19 protein-coding genes and 1 riboswitch are annotated in these 18,280 nt (G+C 45.5%); of the genes, 5 read left to right on the forward strand and 14 right to left on the reverse strand.

Going from position 1 to position 18,280, the window contains the following annotated elements; translation table 11 throughout:
* Positions 1-72 precede the first annotated feature (72 nt).
* From MKY01_RS26375 to MKY01_RS26385, 3 genes are all read right to left on the reverse strand, one after another.
* Positions 73-438, reverse strand: coding sequence for a hypothetical protein (locus MKY01_RS26375; RefSeq protein ID WP_315373400.1), 366 nt, complete (start codon positions 436-438; stop codon positions 73-75).
* Between the two features lie 285 nt (positions 439-723).
* Positions 724-1,365, reverse strand: a complete 642-nt coding sequence (locus MKY01_RS26380) for an NAD(P)-dependent oxidoreductase (RefSeq protein WP_036605754.1) — start codon at positions 1,363-1,365, stop codon at positions 724-726.
* Positions 1,366-1,601: 236 nt separating this feature from the next.
* Entirely contained in the window at positions 1,602-1,958 is a 357-nt protein-coding gene (locus MKY01_RS26385; protein ID WP_036605753.1) for an iron-sulfur cluster assembly accessory protein, read from the reverse strand.
* A gap of 629 nt (positions 1,959-2,587) precedes the next feature.
* Between MKY01_RS26385 and mqnE the strand changes: the two genes are divergently transcribed.
* Positions 2,588-3,694 carry an aminofutalosine synthase MqnE gene (mqnE, locus tag MKY01_RS26390; RefSeq protein ID WP_047841294.1) on the forward strand — a complete coding sequence of 369 codons (1,107 nt, stop codon included), beginning with the start codon at positions 2,588-2,590 and terminating at the stop codon, positions 3,692-3,694.
* Positions 3,695-3,928: 234 nt separating this feature from the next.
* A complete protein-coding gene (locus MKY01_RS26395) occupies positions 3,929-4,990 on the forward strand; it encodes an NAD(P)/FAD-dependent oxidoreductase (protein WP_036605751.1) in 1,062 nt (353 codons plus the stop codon).
* Here the strand turns inward: MKY01_RS26395 and MKY01_RS26400 are convergent.
* Positions 4,987-5,241 carry a YuzB family protein gene (locus MKY01_RS26400; RefSeq protein WP_076328984.1) on the reverse strand — a complete coding sequence of 85 codons (255 nt, stop codon included), beginning with the start codon at positions 5,239-5,241 and terminating at the stop codon, positions 4,987-4,989. The two genes, MKY01_RS26395 and MKY01_RS26400, sit on opposite strands and share 4 nt — an antisense overlap.
* Before the next feature lie 78 nt (positions 5,242-5,319).
* Between MKY01_RS26400 and MKY01_RS26405 the strand changes: the two genes are divergently transcribed.
* A complete protein-coding gene (locus MKY01_RS26405) occupies positions 5,320-5,565 on the forward strand; it encodes a NifU family protein (protein ID WP_017692412.1) in 246 nt (81 codons plus the stop codon).
* Between the two features lie 138 nt (positions 5,566-5,703).
* On the opposite strand, the gene MKY01_RS26410 is transcribed toward MKY01_RS26405, so the two are convergent.
* A complete protein-coding gene (locus MKY01_RS26410; RefSeq protein ID WP_339284219.1) occupies positions 5,704-6,483 on the reverse strand; it encodes an SDR family oxidoreductase in 780 nt (259 codons plus the stop codon).
* Positions 6,484-6,656: 173 nt separating this feature from the next.
* Here MKY01_RS26410 and MKY01_RS26415 point away from each other — a divergent pair, with 173 nt between their 5' ends.
* On the forward strand, positions 6,657-7,655 hold the full coding sequence (locus tag MKY01_RS26415; RefSeq protein WP_339284221.1) for a DUF2167 domain-containing protein: 999 nt from the start codon (positions 6,657-6,659) through the stop codon (positions 7,653-7,655).
* A 118-nt stretch (positions 7,656-7,773) separates the two neighbouring features.
* Here MKY01_RS26415 and MKY01_RS26420 read toward each other — a convergent pair whose 3' ends face one another.
* From MKY01_RS26420 to MKY01_RS26445, 6 genes are all read right to left on the reverse strand, one after another.
* Positions 7,774-8,613, reverse strand: coding sequence for a MetQ/NlpA family ABC transporter substrate-binding protein (locus tag MKY01_RS26420; RefSeq protein WP_036605748.1), 840 nt, complete (start codon positions 8,611-8,613; stop codon positions 7,774-7,776).
* Positions 8,614-8,687: 74 nt separating this feature from the next.
* Positions 8,688-9,347: a methionine ABC transporter permease gene (locus MKY01_RS26425; protein WP_036673326.1), complete on the reverse strand. Its 660-nt coding sequence runs from the start codon at positions 9,345-9,347 to the stop codon at positions 8,688-8,690.
* Complete coding sequence (locus tag MKY01_RS26430; RefSeq protein ID WP_127548278.1) at positions 9,348-10,382, reverse strand: methionine ABC transporter ATP-binding protein; 1,035 nt, start codon at positions 10,380-10,382, stop codon at positions 9,348-9,350.
* Between the two features lie 126 nt (positions 10,383-10,508).
* A riboswitch (SAM riboswitch) is annotated at positions 10,509-10,650 on the reverse strand.
* A 129-nt stretch (positions 10,651-10,779) separates the two neighbouring features.
* A complete protein-coding gene (locus tag MKY01_RS26435; protein WP_047841300.1) occupies positions 10,780-11,496 on the reverse strand; it encodes a Cthe_2314 family HEPN domain-containing protein in 717 nt (238 codons plus the stop codon).
* A gap of 203 nt (positions 11,497-11,699) precedes the next feature.
* A complete protein-coding gene (locus MKY01_RS26440) occupies positions 11,700-12,638 on the reverse strand; it encodes a heme A synthase (RefSeq protein ID WP_036605745.1) in 939 nt (312 codons plus the stop codon).
* Positions 12,639-13,160: 522 nt separating this feature from the next.
* A complete protein-coding gene (locus tag MKY01_RS26445) occupies positions 13,161-13,505 on the reverse strand; it encodes a thioredoxin family protein (RefSeq protein WP_017692403.1) in 345 nt (114 codons plus the stop codon).
* A 141-nt stretch (positions 13,506-13,646) separates the two neighbouring features.
* On the opposite strand from MKY01_RS26445, the gene MKY01_RS26450 reads away from it, so the two are divergent.
* On the forward strand, positions 13,647-14,933 hold the full coding sequence (locus tag MKY01_RS26450; RefSeq protein ID WP_127548185.1) for a DUF2515 family protein: 1,287 nt from the start codon (positions 13,647-13,649) through the stop codon (positions 14,931-14,933).
* A gap of 199 nt (positions 14,934-15,132) precedes the next feature.
* On the opposite strand, the gene MKY01_RS26455 is transcribed toward MKY01_RS26450, so the two are convergent.
* From MKY01_RS26455 to MKY01_RS26465, 3 genes are all read right to left on the reverse strand, one after another.
* On the reverse strand, positions 15,133-16,761 hold the full coding sequence (locus MKY01_RS26455; RefSeq protein ID WP_339284223.1) for a polysaccharide biosynthesis protein: 1,629 nt from the start codon (positions 16,759-16,761) through the stop codon (positions 15,133-15,135).
* A gap of 61 nt (positions 16,762-16,822) precedes the next feature.
* Positions 16,823-17,263 (reverse strand): DUF456 domain-containing protein, encoded by a 441-nt coding sequence (locus tag MKY01_RS26460; protein ID WP_047841365.1) that lies wholly within the window; start codon positions 17,261-17,263, stop codon positions 16,823-16,825.
* A gap of 54 nt (positions 17,264-17,317) precedes the next feature.
* Positions 17,318-18,067, reverse strand: coding sequence for a Cof-type HAD-IIB family hydrolase (locus MKY01_RS26465; protein WP_047841303.1), 750 nt, complete (start codon positions 18,065-18,067; stop codon positions 17,318-17,320).
* Between the last annotated feature and the right edge of the window lie 213 nt (positions 18,068-18,280).

The following is an 18,280-nucleotide window of genomic DNA, read 5'->3' on the forward strand; positions in this document are numbered from 1 at the left end:
GTAGTAGGAAGCCATTCAGAAAAGAATCTTCTATGTATGGTAACGTCACATTTGATCCTATTTTGGTTCCTTTCACTTTCCTCCAACATGAAACACACCGATTACGGTTTTACCATCCTTTTCATACAGTGGAATATCACGACCATCTGGTGATCTGCTGTTCTGTATCGCAATAGCTTCTTCAGGTGTTTTGGGTTGCTCGCCATCCATGTCTTTTTTCAGCAGATATCCGTCTGTACCATCCACACCAGTAGCCAAGATTAAATCAGGTTCCGTTTCTGGAGAAGTCGCATATGCGGCAGAACCATATGTCTGTCCATTCTTATTTTTCGGATAAAAAGAAGTGATGTGAAATTGATTCATCGTATTTTTAACGTTTGTATATTGGGATAACCCTGAACCACTCGATACACTAATCATAAAAACCGCAAAGATCAATAATATAACTCCTTTAGAATACATCTTCAGAACTGTTCACTCCCTTGTACTTTTGAACTCGCAGCAATTCCAATGAAGAGAAGATGGTTTTCACATAATCACATTTCCTTCCCATCTTTAGAATAATATAACATAGATTCAAAGGAGTAGTTGGAAGTTGAACAATAATCATCTAACCTATCTAACGTTATTGCAGAACTTCCCTCTTCGATAACAAAAAAAAACGGACACCGATCTGTGGAGATCAGCGTCCGTTTGTATGTTCCATATTATAATTTCAAAGTATTACTTCACTTCGCCAACAACGGTAAAGCGCTCGTTTTTGTGTTGTGGATTCTCGATCTCATCAACCAAAGCAATCGCATAGTCTGCATAGCTGATGTAGCTGTTGCCTTCGCTATTCACGAGAATAACGTCGTTGCCTGCTTGATATTTGCCGGTGCGTACACCTTCTGGATTAAAGAATCCAGCCGGGCTCAAGAATGTCCATTGAATACCCGAAGATGCTTGCAGATCCTGCAAGTTTTGGCCTTGGTTCGTTGCAGTTGCTTTGTAAGCATCCGGGAATCCTGGGGATTCAAAGACACGCAATGTTTTGGACTCGTCTGTGAACAGGCTTCCTGCTCCACCCACAACGATCAGACGAGTGTTTGGTGCATCTTTCAGGATGTTGATCAACGCTTGTCCTACTTCCACATGCAGGTTTTCTTTACCCGCTGGAGCACCAAATGCATTTACAACCACATCGAACGCTTTAAGATCTTCAGCTGTAAGATCGAATACATCTTTCTCCAGCGTATTCAGGCTTTTATCTTCCAATTTGGATGCATTACGAACGATTGCCGTTACTTTATGACCTCTGTCTGCTGCTTCTTTCAAAATTACACTTCCTGCTTTGCCTGTTGCACCAATGATTGCAATGTTCATCATGATCTCTCCTTTGTAATTATCGATATTGTTTTTGCGATATTGTTTATGTTTGAACTTTATAATGTAACTATAGTTGTTACAACTAAGTTTGTCAACCATGCACATCAGTATACGCAAAAAAGCCCCTGATATCATGCCCGTGCAGAACGGATACAATTCAGAGGCTATCTATTAAAGGGATTGCAAACTGCTTATTTAAAACAAGATTGGGAAACCGCAGTACAACTCAGTTCTTAACAATCCTTATCAGGCACACCCGCATCTTCCTTCGTACGGAAAGAAGATCCACAGCCACAAGTGGCTACCGCGTTCGGATTATGGATGGTGAACCCACCCGTCATACCGGACTCTTCAAAATCAATTTCGAGACCATCCAGATACTTCAGGTTTTCCTTCTCGACTACAACCTTCATGCTCTGAATATCCATATACAGGTCCTCATCGGACTCTTTATCGTCAAAGCCCATGGCGTACGAAAATCCGGTGCAACCGCCCGGTGCTACGCCAAGACGCAGGAACATACCAGGTGTCTCTTGCTGTGCAAGCATCTCTTTCAATCTGTCAGCAGCCGTTTCGCTGATGTTAATCATGCCAGGTCACTCTCCTTTTTCATATAAAATCATGTTCAAAAAGGGCGCTTTTCAGTACCAAGAAGATGGGATGAAGATAGAAATGGAGTAGCGGAGCGTAGGCAAAACTACGTGAGCAACGGACATTTCGGCTGAATCCCATATTCGACGCTGAGATGCCGCTAGGCATCCTTCGTAATCAAAAGCGTACTTCTGAACAACCTTTCATTAACTCTTCTTTAAATTATACTCCACCCCGTCAAGGGTCTCAAGTCATGTTTGCCTCTTTCCGCGTTCCCCCTGAACTCCTTTTTCTTCCCAGTGTATTGAACCCCCGCGATACGAGGTTTATAATGAATAGGTGGTCGCACTGAAATGTCGATATTTTGTCATGACTTATTCAGGTGACGATCATATATAGAGTTGTAATTTTTTTCACATTTCGAGACTGTCCGCAGTCCCCAATGCATATAGAGTCACAAGACTCACTTTAATGAAAAAATTAGCTTTACGTACGCAGCACACGCTGCACCGGGTAAATAAGAGTTAGTCCATATAAGAAGGCGGCAGTTGACCGCATCTTTGCTATGTAGTTCTGTATGCAGATCCTACACACAACTCAAATCCGGTTAAGAACAGGAGGAAACAGTATGTCTACATTGGTAACACCGTTCACAGACAAAAGAATGGCTGAAATCGTTGAGAAAGTGCAGAACGGCGTAAGGCTGAACGTAGAAGACGGCGTATATCTGTATGAAACAGATGATCTGCTAACTTTGGGCCAGCTGGCCAATGAGGCCAACTTGCGGAAAAATGGCAAGAAAGTATATTTCATCGAAAACATGAGTCTTTATTTTACAAACGTATGTGAAGCTCACTGCGCTTTTTGTAATTTCCGCAAAGACCAGGGTGAAGAAGGCTCCTATACATTATCCGGTCAGGAAATGATCGATTATGTAGAACAGCATATTCATCCGGGCGTACGTGAGTTCCATATCGTAGGCGGACATAACAACCATGTTCCTTTTCAGTATTATGTCGATTCCCTGCGTGCTTTAAACGAGAAATATCCGGATGTTACGCTGAAAGCCTACACGGCAGCCGAGATCGATTTCTTCACTCGCATCAGCGGACTCAGTATCAAGGAAGTTCTGCAGGAGCTGCAAAAAGCAGGTTTGAAAACATTGACTGGTGGCGGCGCTGAGATTCTGTCGGATGAATATCGCAAAAAAATGCGTGTAGACAAAGCGAACGTAGATCGTTATCTTGAGGTGCACCGTACTGCTCATAACCTGGGCATGCGTACCCATACAACGATGCTGTATGGATCAATTGAATCCTATGAGGACCGCGTCAACCATATGGTGCAGATCCGTGAATTGCAAGACGAGACCAACGGATTCATGGTCTTTATCCCACTTTCCATGCAGCCAAAAAGTAAAAACGCAAGCATTATGCGTCGTAACTCGGCTTATGAGGATCTCAAAACAATTGCGATCAGCCGTCTGATGCTGGATAACATCGATCATATCAAAGCATACTTCATTAACATCGGTCCACAGCTGGCTCAAGTTGCTCTTGGATTTGGTGCTTCGGATGCACACGGCACAATCGTTCGCGAACGGATTAGTCATGCGGCAGGTGCACTCACACCTGAAGGTCTTACACGTAAAGAGCTCATATGGCTCATTAAAGGTGCAGGACGTATTCCGGTAGAACGTGATACGTTCTACAATGAAATTCAAGTGTACGAATAGGATATAACTCCATCCACAACCAATATTGCACCGGCACCACTCCAGAACGCAGCTTTCATTATAGGGAGACGTTTGAATTCGAGTGGTGCAAACTGCTGATTAATATCTTCAATTTTCAATATCTACTTTTCAATTATTCAAATCATAACAAAAGGAGCAGCTATGTTATTGCATAGCTGCTCCACAGTTTACAGCCCCATTTCGGTGGGACTGATGCAGAAAGGAAGCCGAGTCATGAAAAATTTCGTCATTCTTGGAGGCGGTTATGGCGGCCTCACCATCATCAAGGAACTTCTGGAAGGTAAAATTCCATCCGATACACAAATTATTTTGGTGGACCGCAGCCCCTTTCAGGGATTAAAGACAGAATATTACGCACTCGCAGCAGGAACCGTATCTGATTATGACCTGCGTATCCAATTTCCAGTGAGCGATAAAGTCACTTACCGTTATGGAGAAGTTACTTCGATTGACCTGGAACAGCGTCAGATTGAATTTGAAGGCCAAGACCCGCTCGTGTACGACAAACTTGTCATTGGACTTGGTTGTACAGACCGTTTCCACAACACACCAGGCGCCGAAGACTACAGCTGTACCATTCAGAGCTTTAGCAAAACACGCGAGACCTACCTGCGCCTTAATGAAGTCAAAGCCTATGGCAATGTGCATATCGTAGGTGGCGGATTAAGTGGTGTCGAGATAGCAGCCGAACTTCGTGAGAGCAGACCGGATCTGAACATCAGCATTTTGGATCGTGGTGAACGTGTATTATCCGCTTTCCCGCAACGTCTATCCGTGTATGTGCATGAATGGTTCAACGAACATCAGGTAGAGACACGCGGGCATATCGCCATTTCACGCGTTGAACCTAATGCCATCTATAACCGGGATGAACAGATTCTAACAGATGCTGTCGTATGGACTGCAGGCATTCAGCCAGTAAAAGTGGTACAGGATCTGGACGTAACCAAAGATCCTCAGGGACGTGTCGTCTTGAATGAATACTACCAAATCCCGGAATATACCGATGTGTATGTCGTTGGTGACTGTGCCAGTGTACCTTATGCACCTAGCGGTCAAGCTGCGGAAGTACAGGGTGAGCAGATCGCCCATATTCAGCATGCCCTCTGGAAAGGCGAAAAGCCCAATCCACATCCACTCAAGCTTCGTGGCACACTGGGTGCACTCGGCAAGAAGTCTGGGTTTGGGCTGATGGGCAAAACGTCCATGATGGGACGTGTACCTCGTATTTTGAAAAGTGGTGTGCTCTGGATGTCCAAGCGCCATCTCGGTTAGTCGAGATCAAGCTCGTCCCAGGCATCGGCTTCGCCAATTTTGGCCAGAATGGCGTTATATAGATCTTCCACTTTGTCCGTAATGACAACTTCGCCATTCACCAGTGCAAATGGAGTCATAGAACATTGGCCGCAGTTGGTGAGGCAGCCGTATTCAATCACGTCGTAGTCTGGATTTTCTTCCAGTTGATCCATGACTTCATCTGTGCCAAAATGCATATTATTGGCACAAAATTCAATAATCGGTCTCATATAGGTTCACCTGCTTTGTTTGACCATTTTAATTTGTGGCCATTTGTAATATAATATAGGGGAAAGGAGTTGAAAAAAATGAGCGAAAACGCACAAAGCACCATGTATGATGAAGTAATTGATGTGCTTGACAAACTTCGTCCGTTTCTGCAACGCGATGGCGGTGACGTGGAACTGGTCGACGTGGAAGACGGCATTATTAAGCTGAAACTGGTCGGTGCCTGCGGCAGTTGCCCAAGCTCCACCATTACCTTAAAAGCCGGGATTGAACGTGCCCTTCTCGAAGAAGTTGAGGGTGTACAAGAAGTCGTACAAGTATTCTAATCAATCCTTCACGAAATAAACCTCAAGAGCCTTTCGCTTCGCATGAAGCGGAGGGCTCTTTTTTTGTGTGCATATGCAGAGAGTCCATTTCATCTGTCCCTTTTACCAGATTCCACGTACAATCCTTCAATTCACCTTTTAAGTATCCTCACGCTGTATGGTCGGACGAATCGGATCAAGTCCTCCAGATACATCCATAATGTTACCTGTTATAAAATCGGAATGATCAAGGCACAGATACGTAATCACTCGTGCAATATCTTCACCGCTGCCTGGACGCCCTCTTGGTGTTTCCTCGTCGATGATGCCTGCCATTTCATCAATCGTTTTCTCTTTGTTCGCACCACGAATGTCACCTGGACATACCATGTTAACCGTAATTCCATACGGGGCTTCTTCAACCGCGAGTGTCTTTGTAAAAGATACCAGACCCACCTTGGCAGCCGCATATACGGCGCGATGAGGCCAAGATCTCGCTTCTCCAGCATGACTGAAGCCAAAATGGATAATGCGTCCCCATTGCTTGCGTCTCATCTCTGGCAATACACGCTGATCCAGTAACATCGGTCCCAACAGATTTCCCTGCACGAGCATCTGGACCTCAGCTTCAGAATAATCCGCAAATAATCGTCGTTCACGGATAAATGGACCTGCGTTATTCACCAAAATATCAATGCTGCCAAGGTTACCTTCCACCTGCTCAACCAATGAAGAGATATCTTCCACCTTGGATATATCAGCCTGGATGGCAATGCACCGCACACCCTTGGCTATAATCTGAGCCTTTAAAGCCTCAGCTTCTGTTCTGCTGTGTACATAGTTCAGGGCAATATGGCACCCTTGATCTGCCAGACTGAGGGCCGTCATTTTACCAAGACCTTTGGCACTTCCCGTTATGAGGGCAATCTTTCCCTTCACGTTCATCCCCCTCTTCAAAGAGCAGTCACTATCCAGTATAAAAGATTTATCGTCCTCCTACAACTCGCTTATCCACAAGGGATTATTCACCTTTAATTCCAAATATATCTTGATTGAAATTAAACACCTATGGTACTGTCGAGGATATAACCTGAAAGGACCTCTACACGAATATGAAGAACAAAAGATGGATATTATTTCTTACACTTTTAATGTTGAGTTTATTCACAGTCTCTAGTGCCTTACAGGTATCAGCGGCAAGTGAGAATGAGCCAGCACCAGATGAGTACGATTGGATTACTGGACCAGCATCTGTCTCTTTGGACGGTAAGGCCACCCTGGAAGTCCCTGAAAGCCATTCCTATCTGGATAAGCCCAATACCCAACGCTCGATACTTAACAGTGATGGAAAGCCTAATGGGAACGAAATCGGAAGCCTAACCAGCAATAGTGAATTCGGCTCGTGGTATGTTGTGTTCGAGTACGTGAAGACAGGTCATATCCATGATGACGATCAAAATTTAAGTGCCGAAGAGCTGTTAAGCAGTTATATCCGAGGCACAGAAGAAGATAACAGAGAATTTGATCCTGAATATAGAACGTACATAACGGGGTGGGAGATCGAACCGACATATGACAGTACCAAACATCAGTTGGTTTACTCCCTCGGTTTTAAGAATGCTGATCAGCAAGCCATGGTCAATTACAATGTAAAACTCCTGACACGCGAAGGGTACATCACAGCCATTCTGGTTACCGATACGGACAACTTTCAACAGAGCCGCCAGGTATTCGAGGAAACTGTCCTTAATCAACTTAGCATCAATGCAGGATATACCTACGAGGAGTACAATGCTTCGACTGACAAAACATCCACCATAGGGCTCAACAGTCTTCTGATGGGCGGGATCGGGTACACGGCTTCCCAAAAATTCAGTGCTCTTCTTTTGCTCAAAAAAGGATGGGCTTTGATCCTCGTTGTCGTCCTTGGGTTAATCGGTTGGATCAGATACAAAATCAAAAGCTCACACGGAGAAGAAGAGAAACTCTCTCCCTCCGAGAGGACGTACCTGCAAGAAGCCGATGAACAGCAGTATGCTGATCAGAATGAATTATCCTACTACCTCCAATCTGGGCATCATTCTGACGTGGATAAACCGGAAAAACTTTGACTTATGTTGATCCCCACGTCAGTACAGATTAGGAAACATAAAATAAGCCGTATATCTCTTCAGAAGAGATATACGGCTTATTCTTAATAGCTTCACATCATATCATACATATCGTGAATTATTCAGTTGCAGGTTCAACTGCTCCTTTATAACGTTCTTTGATGAATGTTTTCACTTCTTCGGAGTGCAGAGCAGCAGCCAGTTTTTGGATTGCATCTGCATCCTTGTTGTCCTCACGGGAAACGAGGATGTTTGCGTATGGGTTACCTTGCAGATCTTCGATCAGCAAAGCATCATTCGCCGGATTCAGGTTCGCTTCAAGCGCATAGTTAGCGTTGATGAATACCAGATCCGCTTCATCCAATTGACGAGGCATCATGGCTGCATCCAGCTCGATGATATCCAGGTTCTTCGGATTGGCTGTGATGTCTTGAATCGTAGATGTAATATTCGTGTTGTCTTTCAGCGTAATGATACCTTCCTTCGCAAGCAACAACAGTGCACGTCCACCATTGGATGGGTCATTTGGAATTGCTACTTTTGCGCCATCAGCCAATTCATCCAAAGACTTAATCTTCTTGGAGTATCCACCAAAAGGTTCAACATGAACAGGTGTTACAGAAACGAGGTTGAATCCACGTTCTTTATTCTCTGTGTCCAGATAAGGCTGGTGCTGGAAGAAGTTCGCATCCAATTTTTTATCAGCAAGTTGCTGATTGGGTTGTACATAGTCATTGAACGTAACGACTTGCAGACGGATACCTTGTGCTTCCAGTTCAGGCTTGATGCTTTCCAGAATCTCTGCGTGTGGTGTAGGTGAAGCTCCAACTTTCAATTCAACTGTACGAGGTGCACCTGCTGAATTGTCTGCGCCGCTATCGGCGTCCTTGTTGTTTCCGCAAGCTGCGAGAACCGCAATCAACATAAGACTAAGTAGAGCAAAAGACCATTTTTTCATGTGTAAAACCCCTTCTCTAATCATTTTGTCATGTGGCATCTGCATTAATGCATATCCATCATGTTATCTATGTGTTATTTCCTGGTGAAAAATGTAACCAAGCGATCTCCAGCCATCTGGAGAATTTGCACTAGAATGATCATCGACACTACGGATATGATCATAATTTCATTTTGATAACGGAAGTATCCATAGTTGATTGCCAATGTTCCCAGACCTCCACCGCCAACCATGCCCGCCATCGCCGTATAGGAGACGAGCGTAACAATGGTGATCGTTATACCAGCAAGCAGTCCAGGCAGTGCCTCAGGCAGTAACACCCGTCTTACAATCTGTCCGGTCGATGCACCCATCGACTGTGCCGCTTCAATGACACCTCGATCAACTTCTCGCAACGTCGTCTCCACCAAACGAGCAAAATAAGGAGCTGCTGAAATCACCAAAGGAGGTATAACGCCGAGCACCCCCGTAGCTGTACCGACGAGTATACGAGTGAATGGAATAAGAGCAACAATCAATATGATAAATGGGACTGAGCGCAAAATATTCACAATCAGGGATAGTATAGTGTACACTGCCCGTGACTTAATCGAAGCAGATCGGGCTGTCATGAACAGCAGTACTCCGAGCGGTAAACCTAAGATAACGGTAAACAAGCCTGATACACCCAAAATTTGCAGTGTCTCTATGGAAGCTTTACCAACCTCTTCCCAACGTACGGTTGAAAAATCCATCTAACGAAGCACCTCCACATCAAGTCCCTCAGCGGTTAATTCTGATATCGTCCGATCAATCGCATTTAAATCACCCTCGAACCGAACGGTCAGCTGCCCATAAGGAACCTGTTTGATCGTAGAGATTGTACCTTGCAGGATGGCAAAATCCACGCCTGTTTTACGTACCGTTCTAGACAAAATCGCTTCATACGTTTTGTTACCCAGAAAGGATATCTTCACAAGTTTGGAAGCAACACCTGCCTGCAATTCAACGCCTGCATTTGCCAGAGCGGTCTCTTCCAGAGCAAGTCCAGCTTCATGGTCACGCATCATGAAGTCCCGCGTAATCGCATGCTGCGGCTTCAGGAACACGTCTGTTACAGGTCCTTGTTCCACAATGCCACCTTGATGAATGACAGCCACCTTGTCACAGATGTTCTGAATGACATGCATCTCATGTGTGATCAGCACAATCGTAAGGTTGTACTTTTCATTAATGTCGAGTAATAACTTCAGGATTGAATTTGTCGTCTGCGGATCAAGTGCCGAAGTAGCCTCATCACAGAGAAGAACATTTGGGTCACTTGCAAGTGCTCTCGCAATCCCTACACGTTGTTTCTGGCCGCCCGATAATTGAGCCGGATATTTGCTGCTGTGGTGCTCCAGACCAACCAATGTAAGCATTTCCTTCACTTTGCGATCAATGGCTTCCTTGGGTGTATTCACAAGCTTTAGTGGAAAAGCTACATTGTCATATACCGTTGCCGAAGATAACAGATTAAAATGTTGAAAAATCATCCCGATCTTGCGTCTCTGTTGCTGCAATTCGGTTTTGCTCAGTTCAGTCAGGTTGATTCCGTCGACCCATACCTCACCCTCCGTAGGCCGTTCCAGCAAATTAATGCAGCGAATCAATGTGCTTTTTCCAGCTCCGGAATGGCCAATCACACCGTAGATTTCACCCTTTTGGATGCTCAAATTCAGCTCGGATAACGCTGTTGTAGATTTTGCCCCTTTGCCGTACGTTTTCGTTAAACCTTTTAATTCAATCAATCGCACTTGCCCCTTTCCAAACACCTACATGTATCTTTACCCGATCTAAAGGAAAACTCCACTTAAAGTACAAAAAAAGAGCCCTTTGCAGATACAAAGAGGGCTCTTCACGTGAAAGAATATACCTTCTCATCTGCCAAAATCGTGTCTTGCACCATTTTGTAGGAATTAGCACCTAACATCTATAACGAATGATACATGTATCATGTCATTACAAATCGGTTGCCGGGCTTCATCGGGCCTGTCCCTCCGCCGCTCTCGATAAGAAATATGTTGTTGTAGGATTTTATAAGTTCATGTAGTTTATGCTTTATAATGTGAACGTAACTTCCGAAATATCAGTTATATCCATGTAACATTCGATTGAAACTCAGTATATTCCAAGTATTCCGATTTGTCAAAGGGAATTATTTCTTTTCCATATTTTATTGATATAACTATAAGAGGCTGTTAACGTTTCACAGACCATATCCACGCCCTGACGCATTTCCTGCACATGCTGATTCAGATCCTCCAATTTCACTTTACCTTGCAAGGTCTGGTGTAACTGCCACAGGTCATCGTGCATTTCTGAGTTCATGTAGTGAATTTCCATATTACGTCGCTTGCGCAGCTTGCTCATCGGTTCACGATAAGAGTCCTTGATCTGTATTAATTGCAATGCAAGATCATGATGCTCCCTTGCATAGTCGAACTGCCTTAACACAGTAAAATAAGAAAAATGCGCTTTGGTATTGGAAGTATTCAGCTGGAATATTTCATTTAATACTGTGCCGACTTTATCCAGAATGGCAAAGCAGCGGATAAAGCCATCTTTGTAGAAATACACATAACGTGCATACTCGGCTTTTTCAGTCGCCGTCATATCATCCGTTGAGCCTGCAACGACCTTTTTGCGAAAATGAGCAGCAGCGAAACAGCTTTGCTCCAGTTCATCCAGTGAGGAGATGAGTCCCTGAGTCCACACATACAGTTTCCGATAGTCATGCGTGGGATCATGGTCCACATGCATTTGTCGTTGAAATAGCTCAAGCGTATGCGCCATTGCGTCCATCGCTGCCTTCAATTTACCTTCGTTTATACGTGGCTTTTCCCCCAACAACGTTCGCAGCATTGTTAACCTCCTCTTTTCCAAATCAACAAGAATTCATCACCGTATACGTAACACATCATCCATTCCGTGTAATTGCTGCTTGGCATAGGTTGCCCTGATCCCCCTGACATCAAACAAAGTCCACCTGTCCAATGATGTACATCACTGGATGGTGGACTTTCATATTTAGCCCAAGTACCTTTGAAAAAGAATGGATCTATATCTTAGAAACGATTAGCCGGGCGATGTAGCTTGTACACCAAGAAACTCATATACGTTAAGACTCCGAACAATATGGCGATATCCAGCATATGAGCAAGAGCTACGAACATGTATACTTCCGGACGGTTCATTGTCACCATCATGAAAATACCAATGACTACTTGCATCAGAATAAGAACAACGGATACCACACCCAGAGTACGCATTTCCTTGTTGTCCGGATGATTACGGTAAGCGAAATGACCCAGGATTGCGATAACAATCACGAGCGACGCAGCTGCTGCACGGTGAGCAAAAGCAACCGCTACCCCACCCGAAAGCTCAGGAATAATCTGACCGTTACAAAGCGGAAATCCAGAACATCCGCCGGCAGAATCCGTGTGACTCACAAATGCACCTGTGTATACCACGAGATATGTGTAAATGGTGGAGAACCAGACCAGATTCCTGAATTTTTTGCTAACCCGAGGGTATTTATTCAGGCGCTCCAATCCGCCATCTTTGGCCTCCTGCCTTATGCCCAGCGCCATCATTAGAGAACTCGCAAAAGCGATCAGTGCAAAACCAAAATGCAGTGCCATGACTGCTGAAGATTGGGAGAAGACAACGGCAAAAGCCCCCATGATTCCCTGGACGATAACAAATACCAGAGTTAAGAAAGAAAACAATTGCAGGTCACGGCGTGACTTGCCAAACCGCAGAAAAGCAACAAACGAGGCAATGGACAACAGTCCAGCCAGTGCACTTACAGCGCGATGGGAATATTCAATGAGTGAAGCCACAGTATGTGCGGGAACGAGTTTTCCGTTACATAAAGGCCATTCTGTTCCGCAGCCAAGGCCCGATTCCGTTTTGGTTACGATGCCTCCACCAAAAGTGGCCAGAAACATGACAAGACAGGTTAATACGGTTAACCATTTAAACAAAGTTAAGTGTTTCAATTTTTTCTCACCCGCTGTTGGTTTAAGATGGCGAAGAATTATTCTCCGCTTGTTTCGGTACTTTGACACTTATTTCACAACTAAATTCATTATACCGGATAAAATGTTCATTGACGTCGCGCTTTGTGACAAAATGTTAACGTCTGGTGAAATAATGACCCACAGGTCATTGAGGATATGTACAGAAACGTTTCTTACATAGAACGTGTCGAACACACAAACGCCATTTCCCTATTTCAAGAGAAATGGCGTTCTTTTTATTATACCCTTTTACAACATGAACCTGTCATACTTTTATATAAGTTCAATGAAACATTTACACAATAACGGAGAGGACAGAAATAGCCTGAAGAAGCGGAGCTAAAAGCTTTCTGAAAGAAAGCTGCATCGGAAGCATATGCTTCGCCTTTATCCCCGGATTTCTCCCCTTTATAAAAGGGATCAAAGAAATCTGGGGATAACAGCGATCGGAAGGTTATTCTGTCATCGGAGTGCCTGTGTAAAAGTTGAGCTTGTATAACATTATTTATGGATCGTGTTGTACACCTCAACTGCGCGATCCAGGAACTGCTCAATCTCTTCTCTCGACTTGCGCAGCTTGTTCACATACCGTACGAGTTCGCGGCCATCTGTATACGCCACAAAGCTTGGAATGCCAAGAATATTCTGCTCTTCACTAACGGTTCCAACCTGATCCACGTCGACCTCAATCAAGGTCAGTTCACGTGCATATTTCTCTTCAACCTCAGGCATAAACGGATCGATGTATTTGCAGTCACCACACCAGTCTGCCTTGAATACGGCAATCGTCAAACGTGGGGATTGGATGGCTACATCAAAAGCCGGTTTGGAAGTAATCTGTTCCATTCGGTTCATCTCCCTTTCTGTACCTTGTCTTACCCTAAGTGAAGCAAATTGGCGAGTGGAAGTCAAATAATCAGCGCATACTTAGAATAACCACATGGTCTGTGAAAATAAACCCAGTACATCATGAAAGGATGTCACATCATGACTTCCACCAGAACCGATTCTTCCAGCGAACAACATCACGGGTCCCTCCTTCAGATGGTCCGTTCCATTCCGGGTGTTGCCCGTGAAATCTGGCGTGGCAAACAGGCTGCATGGCAAGCTTCAGCACAGCTTCGTCACCCATTGCGTGACATCGAGTGGGATACCGATACAGCAGCTGCCTTACAGTCTGAGCTGGAGCGTTTGTTACCTACCAGCAACAAATCTTTTACACGCACGGACCAGGTTCAAAGCGCACTCGTCTGCGAAGAAGATTGCATCATTCTGGAAGAGATTAAGACACTGACTCAGGAGCACAATCGGAGTAATATCACCCGCACGGCAGCCTATCTGGAATGTTATGAGCAATATCCCGAACTGCATTGGGCACTACTGGCCCATATGGTCTCTCGCAACGGCGGATATCACATGACAGATCTTCAGAGTGACTTAATGCATAATCTACAGAATCAAAGCGATCGCGAGCATATGTATCGGCTGCTGGAGCGATGCAATGCACTCATTTTCCAGGATGCCTATCCCCAGCTTCTGCTGTATATGAACAGTCGCCGGATCGGACGTAGCTGTTTCCATCTCTTGTCGCACTTTCACGTATCGGCGTTTATGACCCCGTTTTGGGAACGCTTTTGGCTGGAACGATGCAGTTCACTGCTAAGTGTGGCATTAATTATTAATGAGCAGAACTATATCGAGAGCCGGGTGGTGCAACATCCTTATTTTCAAAAAGAAGTACTTTCCAAACCCGCATTCCATCTGCATAATCTGGCCGGTCTGAATCATATCGTCTTTCCTCTTGGACGGGGAGCAGGACTCGCAGGACGCGTCATTGAACATTTTGGCAAACTGGATGAGCGAATCATGTTTGGCAAAGGGCTATATGCCCTGTTGTTTGGCGTGGAGCAAGTACACACACAAGTGTTGGAGTTCGCACGCTTGGTTCCCCATCGTGGCTCGCGCGCTGAATATTGGCCTGGGCTGTTTACCAATCGTGAAGACGAGGCAGGGGAACATACACTTTATGCTCAGGAGCTAATGGATGAAGAATGGCTTCCAGAAGGGCAACGATTATATAGTCCGGAACTGCTCTCCGTATGGGGGGACACGCCTTATGAACCGATCACCAGACAGGACTGGCTTCAGACTCGGGATTGTCTCGGTTATCTGACGGCACCGCGTCGGCCATGGCTGTTTGAGATGAGTCACGAACACCGGTATGGCATGCTGAAAACAGCACTGGCTCATGATGCCAAGGCCATCACACACTAATGCTAAAAATCATATAGAGCAGGCAAAGACGGATGATGTGATACCCGATGTACCGCTAATCCTCGCTTGCTGGGCTAATGTCGAGTTCAGTCGCTCAACTCTCCTTAACTATACAAAAAGCCCTGTCCGCTAAACAGCAGACAGAGCCTGTATCCTATTTTCACAAAATATTGGAGCATGGATGATGCTCCTTGCATGTTTAACCTCTTTGCCCAGCTCCACGTTGAAGACGCATAAGTGGACGAAGAATTTTTTGCAGAATACGGGGGTAACCGCCCAGCTCGTCCTTGCGCAGTACACGCAGCACAACCATGAGAACCAGATACACCACCACAACAAGCAAACCAACCACAAGGCAGGTAAGCAAGAAGGATACACGCGCTGGCAGGAACAATCCAAAGATCGTATTGCCAATCCAGTTCGTTGCAAATCCTACACCTGCTGCAAGCAACACTGTAATGATAAATCCTTTCCAACGATCTCCCATGATGGAGAAATCAACGATTTTGCGAAGGACCCGCAGATTCAGGTACGTGATGACCAAGAAGCAGAGGGCCGTTGCAATAATGATGCCGTAAATGCCGAAGATCGGCGCCAGAATCAGACTTGCGATCAGTTTGATCACAACACCTGCTGCGACACTGATCATCGTAATCCGCGGTTTCCCTACCCCTAGTAAAATAGAGTTGGTGGTCATCATCGTAATCTGGAAAATGGTACCGAATGTTAACAAGGCAATGATCGGCGTTCCATCCAGATTGGTAAACAGCAATCCGTTGACCGAATACGCTGCCGCACAAAGTGCAATGACAATCGGCATACCAGTCAGAATCGAAATGCGCAAGGCAAGTGTAACCTGACTTTTCAGATGCGCTTCATCCTTGCGGGCAAATGCTGCCGATATGACAGGCACCAATGATTGACTCAAAGCGATAGCCAGAATCGGAGGAATACCCGCAATACTTTGGGCTTTCGCACCCAGGATCGCAAGTACACCAGTCGCTTCTTCGAGTCCGATCTGGCCACTAAGCAGTGGTACCACAAGGGATGAATCGATGAAGTTAATGGCTGGAACCGCAAGTGAAGACAGCACAATTGGAATAGACAGCTTAAAGATATCACTGTAGATACCTCGCATCGGTAACTGCTCTGCACGCTCGTAATTCAATTGGGCCGCACGGTCGCTACGACGTAGCTTCAAGGTGAAGTACAGCATGACACCGAAGGCACCCACACTTCCTAATACCCCACCAAATGAAGCACCTGCAGCAATCGTCTGGTCATCATAATTCCATTGCAGCATGACATAAGCCACGATAATGGCTGTACCTACACGGGCGAACTGTTCAACAATCTGTGAAATACCACCCGCTGTCATGTTGCCGCGTCCTTGGAAATATCCACGCATCATCGCAATAGCCGGGAAAAGTAGTAACGCTGGAGCCAAGGCGCGAATGGCGCTGACCGACTCCGGTACTTTGGACACATACGTAGCATAATAAGGTGCCGCGAACCACAACAAAGCAGACATGACTACCCCGGCCACAGCGGCAAAGATCAGGGCTGCACGGTAGATCTGTTGGGCTTCACTCGCGCGTCCGAGCGCATAACGTTCCGATACCATCTTACTAAGTGTACTCGGTATGCCCGCCGTTGCTACAGTTAACAGCATTAAATATACCGTATTGGAGATGGTAAACGATGCGTTACCGATATCGCCGAGGATATGCTCCAGCGGCACCCGTTGAACCAATCCGAGTACTCTTGCGATCAGTGCAGCGGCCGCCAGTATGAGCGTACCCCTAATGAATGTTTCTTTCTTAGACAAACGAATTCCCCTTCTTTCCTCCACACCGGACGTGCATCCCGTTGAAGCTAATCCTGAACGTTTAGGCGAATCTTACCACCCAGATAATAAAGAGAACAATCATGACGATTTGCAAAATAATTTTCATCACAGTACTCGTAAATAGCCCCACAACGGAACCAAATCCAACTTTCGACGCTTTGGAAGGTGAAGAACCTCCGATCAGTTCCCCGATAAATGCACCGATAAATGGTCCCAGCACCAATCCAAATGCCGGAATGACAAATGGGCCAATGATAACACCAATGGTACTCAGCGTTGTTGATAACTTGGAGCCACCGAACTTCTTCACGCCCCATGCACTGACGACATAATCAGCCACAAACAACACAACAACAATCAGAATCTGAATGATCCAGAACCACACACCAAACGGATCAAAGCTGAAGAACCAGCCGTAGACCAGAAACGCGAAGAAAATCGCTACAGCACCAGGCAGTATGGGATATACCGTTCCAGCCATCCCCACTGCAAACAGCAGCACAATCAAAATCCAGGCAACGGTTGCGAGCAAAGGTTACTCCCCCTTCAAAATATGTTCACGGATCACTTCAACAATACCGTCTTCATTGTTACTCGCTACGATCAGATCAGCCGCTTCCTTGACCTGCTCCTGCGCATTGCCCATTGCTACACCCAGACCCACGGCCTCAATGACAGCCAGATCATTCAAACTGTCTCCGACAGCAACAACTTCGGACATCTCGATGCCCAGCAGCTTGCAGACTTCAGCTACACCACTGGCTTTGGATACGCCGGCAGGGTTGATCTCAATATTAACGGGTGAGGAGTTGGTCATTTGCAGACCGCCCATTTGTTGCAGTTCCATCATGATCTGGTGACGCACTTCATCCACTTCCGTATTGAAGCCGAATTTCAACCATTCCAGACCTTCAATATTGTCCGTCCAGCGGTCCCGATTGAAGAGTTCTTCCACGGAGTATGCCCAGTACCAGCTGTTATATTTCTCACCAATTTCCTGCATTTTGCGAATCAATGCCGGGTCCATCAGATGACGCATATGCAGATCATGCGGGGCTTTCCAGACCTCACTACCATTAACAGTAACCATCGGTGTCTCCAGCCCAAGCTGGACCGCATAAGGCATGGCGTGGAATACCGCTCTTCCCGTAGAAAGGCACACATGTACACCCCGACGAATGGCAATTTGAATCCACTTGGCGGTCTCCTGTGTAATTTCATGATTATCGTTAAGTAATGTTCCATCCATATCCAATGCAAGCAATTTGTATTTCAGTTCACTCATACAGTAGTTCCTCCTAGGTTGTCTCTCTATTTCTCCCTAATTTTAAACATTCTTTCACAACAAGATCGCCCGGCATCCGTAAAATGGACGCTCCGGACGTCACAGCTAACGACATTTTACCACAGATCATCTGTATGCAACAAAATAACCCGTAATCAGCAGGATGACGCTACATTATCAATTTATATTGCATATGTTATATCCGGTTGCCCT

Origin of the sequence: Paenibacillus sp. FSL R5-0486 (assembly GCF_037975155.1) — a bacterium.
Lineage (GTDB): Bacteria > Bacillota > Bacilli > Paenibacillales > Paenibacillaceae > Paenibacillus > Paenibacillus amylolyticus.

Bases quoted from the DNA above. Each gene is read 5' to 3' on its own strand.
- MKY01_RS26380 (WP_036605754.1), bottom strand. From the start codon at position 1,365: ATGAACATTGCAATCATTGGTGCAACAGGCAAAGCAGGAAGTGTAATT.
- MKY01_RS26385 (WP_036605753.1), bottom strand. From the start codon at position 1,958: ATGATTAACATCAGCGAAACGGCTGCTGACAGATTGAAAGAGATGCTT.
- mqnE (WP_047841294.1), top strand. From the start codon at position 2,588: ATGTCTACATTGGTAACACCGTTCACAGACAAAAGAATGGCTGAAATC.
- MKY01_RS26395 (WP_036605751.1), top strand. From the start codon at position 3,929: ATGAAAAATTTCGTCATTCTTGGAGGCGGTTATGGCGGCCTCACCATC.
- MKY01_RS26400 (WP_076328984.1), bottom strand. From the start codon at position 5,241: ATGAGACCGATTATTGAATTTTGTGCCAATAATATGCATTTTGGCACA.
- MKY01_RS26405 (WP_017692412.1), top strand. From the start codon at position 5,320: ATGAGCGAAAACGCACAAAGCACCATGTATGATGAAGTAATTGATGTG.
- MKY01_RS26415 (WP_339284221.1), top strand. From the start codon at position 6,657: ATGAAGAACAAAAGATGGATATTATTTCTTACACTTTTAATGTTGAGT.
- MKY01_RS26420 (WP_036605748.1), bottom strand. From the start codon at position 8,613: ATGAAAAAATGGTCTTTTGCTCTACTTAGTCTTATGTTGATTGCGGTT.
- MKY01_RS26425 (WP_036673326.1), bottom strand. From the start codon at position 9,347: ATGGATTTTTCAACCGTACGTTGGGAAGAGGTTGGTAAAGCTTCCATA.
- MKY01_RS26435 (WP_047841300.1), bottom strand. From the start codon at position 11,496: ATGCTGCGAACGTTGTTGGGGGAAAAGCCACGTATAAACGAAGGTAAA.
- MKY01_RS26445 (WP_017692403.1), bottom strand. From the start codon at position 13,505: ATGGAACAGATTACTTCCAAACCGGCTTTTGATGTAGCCATCCAATCC.
- MKY01_RS26450 (WP_127548185.1), top strand. From the start codon at position 13,647: ATGACTTCCACCAGAACCGATTCTTCCAGCGAACAACATCACGGGTCC.
- MKY01_RS26460 (WP_047841365.1), bottom strand. From the start codon at position 17,263: ATGGCTGGAACGGTATATCCCATACTGCCTGGTGCTGTAGCGATTTTC.
- MKY01_RS26465 (WP_047841303.1), bottom strand. From the start codon at position 18,067: ATGAGTGAACTGAAATACAAATTGCTTGCATTGGATATGGATGGAACA.